Raw genomic sequence first — 7872 nt, 5'->3', positions numbered from 1 at the left:
GCTGGATCGCGTATTGAAGGGCGAAGTCGATCCATCTGCTGTGTTCACGCATCACTTACCCCTAACAGAAGCCAAGCATGGCTTCGAGCTGTTCAACCAAAGAAAAGACCACTGCATAAAAGTTAGGTTACAGCCTTGAGTTGGGGACTCACAAGAGCAGAGGAGACAAGGGAAATAACCACTGACAACTAACTATCGACAAAAGACTAATGGCTATGAAAGCAGTTTGCTGGAACGGTGCCAACGATGTACGGGTGGAAACAGTACCCGATCCAAAAATCATTAATCCGCGTGATGCTGTTATTAACCCTTTTTTGTCACTCTAAGCAGAGGAAAATTCAAAATCAGAGTGAGTCAGGAATATAAAAGTTGGGGAAGTGAGCCTATAAATAATAGATTGAAGTTTAGCAAATCCCAATGAAAGTTGAGGGATAGGAAAAACTGTCAGCCAAGGCTGGATTAAGTTAAACAGGATAAAAGGTTGGATAATTAAACGGAGATTATTTAGAAGATTCTTCCAGCCCTTGCCATCATCCCACCAGGGATGGGCAGTTAATTTTGATGGAGATTTTGGTGGAGAGGGGTGCATTTGTTCAGAGTGAAGACTAACCATTAAGTAGGCACTACAAATAATCTCCGACCAACGTTCAATATCTTCATAGCGAGTAAAACGATAGTCAGCCCAACTTAATTCATTCTTACTTTGCTTTAAACCATATTCGACCCAGGTTCTTAAACCATAAAAATTCCCAACTTCTCTTGAAGTAATGTCTGGATATTTAGTCATGACATACCAAGTAGAGTTTCCTGGTAACTTTTCAATGTCTGTGGTGATCTGCCAATATCTATGTTCTCCACGTTTCCCGTGAATTATTTCTCTAATATACCGATTTTCACTGTCGAGGTCAGAGAACACACGTTTAAATCTCTGCCACTTTAAATATTGAGTATGTTGTCTCGGAACTAAATCCAAATCATGGTTTGAGCGAATAGCTACTATATAGTTTAGATTCATTTCATCTAACACTGATATGAAATTAGTTCCACTCTCACCCTTACGGGTTCGCCAGTCGCTTCAAGTCGGCAAAGCCGCCCAACGCGCTGGCTCACCACATAAGGTATCTGCTAGTACTAGATTAAATCTAAAACCCATTTACTTGAGCTTTCTGATTAACTTTGCTGCTATTTGTGGCTAGTTAGATATTTATCTTCTGGCTTTAATCTTTCACGAGGCTTATATACTTCAAATAACAACGGAAATGTCATTCCACAAAAGACACCATATGCTGTAACCACTACAATTCCATTGTCTACTTTACAATTCAATTGTCTACTTTTCCTAAGTTTCCTATATACTACCTTTTGACATAATCTGTTGATAAACCTTTCTTTTTATCTCCAGTTTCGTCAATGATTAAAATAATTGGTCTATCTTTTTAGTTCAGAAATGCAACCTATATGTAAGTACTTAAATGCTTCAAAACTCCTAACATCTGAAAACAGCTTTCTATACCACTGACAATATTCATCTACGAATTTGACTGTTTTTGCACCTCTTCGCGGCTCTATCATGCTCCCTGAATTACTTTCGGCGTTTTTACTTAATTATTCTCTCATGGGAGTGACAACAAAGGGATAAGCGTTTCCCGAATTCGCCAACAGTGTCTTGGCCACTTTTACCCCAAATGGCATCAAGTGAAGGAATTAAGCAAATGGATATCAAAAGAAGTGGCTCACAGCCTTGCGCCAAAGGGCCAGCCGAGTATTTTACTGGCACTGTACGCATTGACCCCCTGTTCCCAGCAAACGAGGCGGTGCGATCGTCAACACGTCCTCAGGCGCGGGAGTCATCGGCATCAAGGGCAGCTCCGCATACACCGCTGCGAAGCACGACGTGATCGGTCTCACGCGATCGGCGGCCCTCGACTACGCCGCGCAGAACATCCGCGTCAACGCCGTCTGTCCTGGCTACATTGTCCAGGGCTTGTTCGAGAATGTTGCAAGGAGAATCATGGACGACAATCAAGAACGACAAGACTTCGATCTAACCGAAAGCGATGAGCAACTCAGCGCGGACGAAAAAACACTACTCGACGAACTCGGTATTTTCGGTGCTGCTCGCCGAAAATTCTTGGGGCAAAACATGGCTGCGGCACTCGGCACCTTCGCCTTCCACCTGCTGGCTAAAGAGGAGGTCTTTGCCACGCTCGCCGCTTCGCCCGACGCAGTGTTCGCTTCGACCGCTGGGGTGGAAAACGCCGTTAAGATCCTGTTGAAAATCAACGGCTCTACTCAACGCCTGGAAGTGGATTCGCGCACGGTGCTGCTCGATGCCCTACGCGAAAGACTTGGATTGACCGGCACAAAAAAAGGGTGCGATCAAGGACAGTGCGGTGCTTGTACAGTGATCGTTGACGGACGCCGGGTGCTTTCGTGTCTGACACTTGCCGCGAGCTGCGAGGGAAAAGAGGTGACGACCATCGAAGGGCTGGCTCAGGGCGACCAACTTCATCCGATGCAGGCGGCGTTCATCAAATACGACGGCTTCCAGTGCGGCTACTGCACGCCGGGGCAGATATGTTCGGCAGTGGCGCTTTTGCAGGAAGCCAAAAACGGCGACGTGAGTCACGTCACTAACAATTTGCGGACGAGTCCCCAGAATTTAGAACTCTCCGATCAAGAAATCAGAGAACGCATGAGCGGCAACATTTGCCGTTGCGGTGCGTATCCAGGAATCGTTGCGGCAATCAGAGAAGTTCATTCCGGGCGCGAAACAGCCCAAGCCTGGCATTTTGCAAGCGATGAAGAAATTGCCATTGCATTCAATGAGGGCAAAGCCGATGAAATCGTTTAAATATTCTAGCGCAACCGACGCAGCAAGCGCCGTTGGTACCGTTTCCGCTAATCAAACGGCACAGTTTCTCGCAGGCGGGACAAATTTGATTGATTTGATGAAAGAATACGTCGAGCGTCCCAGCGAACTTGTTGACATCTTAGGTTTGAATCTGGCGGAAATTCGATCGACCTCGAACGGAATTTCGATCGGCGCGTTAGCCAAAAATACTGATACGGCTAACCATGCGCTCGTCCGGCAAAATTACCCGCTTCTGTCAATGGCGATTTTAGCTGGTGCCACCGTACAGCTTCGCAATATGGCGACCAACGGGGGAAATTTAATGCAGCGCACCCGTTGCCAGTATTTTTACGACATCGCTATGCCGTGTAACAAACGCGAGCCTGGCAGCGGATGCGGAGCTATTCAGGGACTCAATCGCATTCATGCCATTTTTGGCTACAGCGATAAATGCGTGGCAACTTACCCAGGCGATATGGCGAATGCGCTTTATGCGCTTGATGCAGTAGTGAGGATTCGCGGCACGAACGGGCGAGAACGCACAATCCCGATCCAGGATTTTCATCGCTTGCCGGGCGACACACCGGAAAAAGATAACAATCTTCAGCATGGCGAATTGATCGTTGCCATCGAAATGCCGAGGAATAACTTCGCCAACAAGTCTTATTACCTAAAAGTTCGCGATCGCACTTCATATGCTTTCGCACTGCTTGCCGTGGCTGCTGCTTTAGAAACAAGAGGCAACAACATCAAACAGGCACGCGTTGTTTTGGGAAGCGTCGCGCATAAACCTTGGCGTTCAGCCGAAGCGGAAAGAGTTTTGATCGGAAAACCAGCGACGGAAGAAACTTTTCGGGCTGCTGCCGAAGCGGCTCTCAAAGATGCGAAACCACTTGAACATAACGGTTATAAAGTCGAACTCGGAAAACGCGCCATTGTTCTCGCTTTGCAGCGAGCGATGTCGGGCGGTGTTGCGTAAGTAGGGAGAATAAAAGAAATGGCAAGATACATCGGAAAAGAAATGAGCCGCGTAGACGGCATCGCAAAAGTGACGGGCAAGGCAAAATACGCCGCAGAATTTCAGGTTTCCAATCTCGCTTACGGTTTTATCGTGCTGGGAACCGTAGCAAAGGGCACGATTAAATCAATCGACACGCGTGAGGCTGAACGCGCTGCGGGCGTAATTCGCGTCTTCACGCACCTGAACACACCAAAGCTTGATCCGAAGTTTTCCATAGTGCAGGCTCCGTCGCGCGCTACCGATGAGCAAGACAAGTCGTTTCGGGCGCTCCAGTCCGACAAAATCTTCTTCAATATGCAGCCCGTGGCACTCGTCGTCGCCGAGACATACGAGCAAGCGCGTTATGCGGCACGTCTGGTCAAAGTCTCCTACAACACAGAGCCGCACACGACCGACACCGAGGCGGTGCGAGCGATCGCGCGCATCCCCACCCAAGGACCGCCTCCAAAGCCGCGCGGTAATCCCGAAGAGACGATGCGTACAGCAGCCGTCAAGGTAGAGGCCGAGTACCGCATTCCTATCGAGCACCACAACCCCATAGAGCCGCACGCGGCGATCGCGGTCTGGCAAGGCGACAAGCTCACGGTCTTCGACAAGACGCAGGGGGTCTATGGCGTGCGCGCACATTTGGCTTCGAGCTTCGGCGTGCCCGAGGAAAACGTGAGCGTGCTCTCACCCTTCGTCGGCGGGGCTTTCGGATCGTCGCTGCGCCCGAACTATTATCCGGCGCTGACAGCGATGGCGGCCCGGGAACTCAAACGCCCAGTCAAGGTCGTCTATACACGCACACAAATGTTCACTGGCCACGGCTATCGTCCGTACACGATTCAGAAGGTCGCGCTCGGCGCAGAGCGATCGGGAAAGCTCTCCACGATGATTCATGAAGTCGTACACAACACCTCCAACATCGATGAGTACTCAGACGAAACCACGCTTTTCACGCGCCAGGTCTACGCCTGTCCGAACCTCTACGCGCCGCTGAAGATTACCAACACTGACCTCCCCACCCCGACCTGGATGCGTGCACCGGGGGCCGTTAGCGGTATGTTCGCGCTCGAATGCGCGATGGACGAGCTGGCCTACGCGCTCAAGATCGACCCGCTCGAACTACGGCTGATCAACTACGCCAAAGTAGACCCCGAGAGCGGCAAGCCATTTTCGAGTAAGGCGTTGCGGGAGTGCTATCGGCTCGGCGCGGAAAAATTCGGTTGGAAGAAGCGCCAGTTTGAGCCGCGCTCAATGCGCGACGGACGCCTACTCGTCGGTTGGGGTATGGCAACCGGCGTCTGGGACGCTTCCCAGATGCCTGCTGCCGCCCTCATCACGCTGCGGGTGGACGGCACGGCGCAAGTTGCTAGTGCGACCAGCGACATCGGCCCCGGCACCTACACCGTGATGACCATGATCGCTGCCGAGTATCTGGGGCTGAAGTTGGAGCAAGTGAAATTTGAACTCGGCGACACGAAGTTCCCTCTGGCACCGTCGCAGGGGGGATCTTGGACGACGGCGAGCGTCGGCTCGGCCGTGCGCGGCGCGGCTCTGGCCATCGGCACGAAGTTGCTCGCACTCGCGAACCAGGAACCGAATTCTCCGCTCAAGGGGGTAGCCGCCGCCGATGTCGAGATGCTCGACGGGAGACTGCGACTAAAAAGCGACCCGTCGCGTTTCGTCAACATCTCCGGAGTGATGAAGCGTAATGGTCTCACCGCAATCACGGAAACATTCGAGTCGCGTCCCTCAGAGGAGCGCGAGAAGTATGCGACGTTGGCGCACGGCGCGCAGTTCATTGAAGTGAAGGTCGATCCGGATGTGGGGACTGTCCACGTTACGCGGGTCATTGAAGTGACCGCCAGCGGCAAGATCATGAATCCGAAGGCCTCGCACAGTCAGCAAATCGGCGGCGTTGTCTGGGGCATTGGTATGGCACTGCAAGAGGCGACTGAAATCGACCATCGTTACGGGCGGATCATGAACCCGAATTTGCAGCACTACCATGTGCCGGTTAATGCCGATATTCTGGAGATCGAAACGATCTTTGTTGAGGAGGACGATAAAATCGTCAATCCGCTCGGTGTTAAAGGCATGGGCGAACTCGGTATGGTCGGAATTTCGTCGGCGATCGCCAATGCGGTTTTTCACGCGACCGGCAAGCGAATCAGAGATTTGCCCATCACGCCTGACAAACTCTTGTAGAATTTGCTGCCGCAAATTTAGCGCTATTACATAGTTCCGTAAGTGAGCAATAACTATATGAACGAGTTACAGTATATCCTGCAAGCATTTGTACATAGCCAAAAGTCAGCACAGCGTAGTGCTTTAGCAACGGTAGTACAAACAAGTGGCTCGGTTTATCGCCGACCAGGGGCGAGGATGTTACTGCTTGAAGATGGACAAATGATTAGTGCGATTAGCGGTGGCTGTTTGGAAGGTGATGTTTTTGAACGGGCGCAATCGCTGATGTTTGGCGGTGGTGAACCGATGGTAGTAAGATATGACACTACATCGGGTGAAGACATTGTATTTGGCTTTGGGTTGGGGTGTAATGGCGTTGTCGATGTTTTGATTGAATCTTTAGGTGATGAAACTGCTGCGAGCCAAATGTCTTTCATTCAAGATTGTTTGCAGTCTGGGCAAGTGGGAGCGATCGCTACTGTCTTTAAAATAGAGGGAGCGTCAGATATTACAGTTGGTTCTCGAATGATGCTGAAATCAGATGGCACTGTCATCAATCACGCTGCTAATATTTTCATTGCTCAAAAGATAGAAATAGACACTCACCAAGCACTGAGAAAAAAACAAACTTGCGTACAATCATATACTTTACCTCAAGGACGCGTTGATGTGTTGATTGAAGTAATTCATCCATTAGTACCACTGCTCGTATTTGGTTCTGGATATGATACGATTCCCGTGGTGCATTTGGCGAAACATCTGGGTTGGCACGTTACCGTAATTGATGATCGACCAGGGTATTTGAGGGGCGATCGCTTTCCTCAAGTTGACCAAATTCTCTGGTGCGAACTCAATGATGCCCACTCATACAAACATTTGCTGACACCGCAAACTGTAGCAGTTGTCATGACACACCGCTATCTAAGCGACCTAGCATTTCTCAAGACTCTGATTCCGTCCCAGGTGCGTTACCTGGGAGTGTTAGGCCCAAAACGCCGGATGCAAAAATTGTGGGATGATCTGTCTGAAGAAAATATCATTACCACATCTGCACAAGAACAACGAATTTATAACCCTGTAGGACTAGACATTGCTGCGGAAACACCCCAAGAAATCGCCCTGTCTATCGTGGCAGAAATTCAAGCTGTAATTGGCGGACGTAGGGGTAGTTTCTTGCGCGATCGCCCAGGCTCGATCCATTCTCTCTTAGAGCAACCATGTCTAACATTGGCATTATAATTTTGGCAGCAGGCGCTTCCACAAGGCTTGGTCAGCCTAAACAGATCCTAGTTTACCAAGGTAAATCACTAATTCGACATATCACGGAGGCGGCGATTAATTCTCAGTGTCGGCCAGTTGTTGTTGTGTTGGGTGCTTACGTCGAAACTATTGAGCCGCATCTGAGAAATTTAGATATCCACATTGTTTATAATCAGAAATGGTCAACTGGTATGGCCAGTTCCATTCGATGTGGACTAAATGCTATTGGGGCGATCGCATCTGAGATTGAAGCGATCGTACTGATGTTATGCGATCAACCGTTTGTTTCCTCCGACCTGATTAATCAACTTGTTACAAGATATCAAGCTACAAATTCGATGATAGTTGCTTCGGAATACGCGGGTATCCTTGGTGTTCCTACTATATTTCACAAAACGTTATTTTCAGAACTAGCTCTTCTTCAGGATGATATCGGAGCTAGAAAAATCATTCGTCAGCATTATTCAAACTGTTCAAGCATTTATTTTGCTGAGGGAGTTATTGATGTAGATACTCTTGAGGATTATGAACAACTTCACAAGCATCATCGTTAACAAGTTAAGCT

At 49.4% G+C, this 7872-nt stretch carries 5 protein-coding genes and 2 pseudogenes; 6 read left to right on the top strand and 1 reads right to left on the bottom strand.

The window, feature by feature from the left end:
- Positions 1 to 322: 322 nt before the first annotated feature.
- A pseudogene (locus tag RM347_RS31420) lies at positions 323 to 1572 on the bottom strand (transposase).
- 235 nt (positions 1573 to 1807) lie between these two features.
- Between RM347_RS31420 and RM347_RS31415 the strand changes: the two are divergent.
- The 6 genes and pseudogenes from RM347_RS31415 to RM347_RS31390 all read left to right on the top strand — a co-directional run.
- Positions 1808 to 1975: pseudogene (locus tag RM347_RS31415) on the top strand (SDR family NAD(P)-dependent oxidoreductase); the annotation flags it as partial.
- Positions 1976 to 2011: 36 nt separating this feature from the next.
- On the top strand, positions 2012 to 2854 hold the full coding sequence (locus RM347_RS31410) for a 2Fe-2S iron-sulfur cluster-binding protein (RefSeq protein ID WP_322718877.1): 843 nt from the start codon (positions 2012 to 2014) through the stop codon (positions 2852 to 2854).
- Positions 2841 to 3833, top strand: coding sequence for an FAD binding domain-containing protein (locus RM347_RS31405; protein WP_322718875.1), 993 nt, complete (start codon positions 2841 to 2843; stop codon positions 3831 to 3833). The genes RM347_RS31410 and RM347_RS31405 overlap by 14 nt, the downstream gene beginning before the upstream one ends.
- 18 nt (positions 3834 to 3851) lie before the next feature.
- On the top strand, positions 3852 to 6068 hold the full coding sequence (locus RM347_RS31400) for a xanthine dehydrogenase family protein molybdopterin-binding subunit (protein WP_322718874.1): 2217 nt from the start codon (positions 3852 to 3854) through the stop codon (positions 6066 to 6068).
- A 57-nt stretch (positions 6069 to 6125) separates the two neighbouring features.
- Complete coding sequence (locus RM347_RS31395) at positions 6126 to 7286, top strand: XdhC family protein (RefSeq protein ID WP_322718873.1); 1161 nt, start codon at positions 6126 to 6128, stop codon at positions 7284 to 7286.
- Positions 7265 to 7861: a nucleotidyltransferase family protein gene (locus RM347_RS31390; RefSeq protein ID WP_322718872.1), complete on the top strand. Its 597-nt coding sequence runs from the start codon at positions 7265 to 7267 to the stop codon at positions 7859 to 7861. The genes RM347_RS31395 and RM347_RS31390 overlap by 22 nt, the downstream gene beginning before the upstream one ends.
- The last annotated feature ends 11 nt before the right edge of the window (positions 7862 to 7872 follow it).

Origin of the sequence: Nostoc sp. ChiQUE02, from assembly GCF_034531305.2 — a bacterium.
Taxonomy (GTDB): Bacteria; Cyanobacteriota; Cyanobacteriia; order Cyanobacteriales; family Nostocaceae; genus Nostoc.
Note: the sequence above shows the minus strand (reverse complement) of the source record. Positions and strands in the feature narration are given on the sequence as shown.

Coding starts and splice junctions, on each gene's coding strand:
- RM347_RS31400 (WP_322718874.1), top strand. CDS start 3,852: ATGGCAAGATACATCGGAAAAGAAATGAGCCGCGTAGACGGCATCGCA.
- RM347_RS31405 (WP_322718875.1), top strand. CDS start 2,841: ATGAAATCGTTTAAATATTCTAGCGCAACCGACGCAGCAAGCGCCGTT.
- RM347_RS31390 (WP_322718872.1), top strand. CDS start 7,265: ATGTCTAACATTGGCATTATAATTTTGGCAGCAGGCGCTTCCACAAGG.
- RM347_RS31395 (WP_322718873.1), top strand. CDS start 6,126: ATGAACGAGTTACAGTATATCCTGCAAGCATTTGTACATAGCCAAAAG.
- RM347_RS31410 (WP_322718877.1), top strand. CDS start 2,012: ATGGACGACAATCAAGAACGACAAGACTTCGATCTAACCGAAAGCGAT.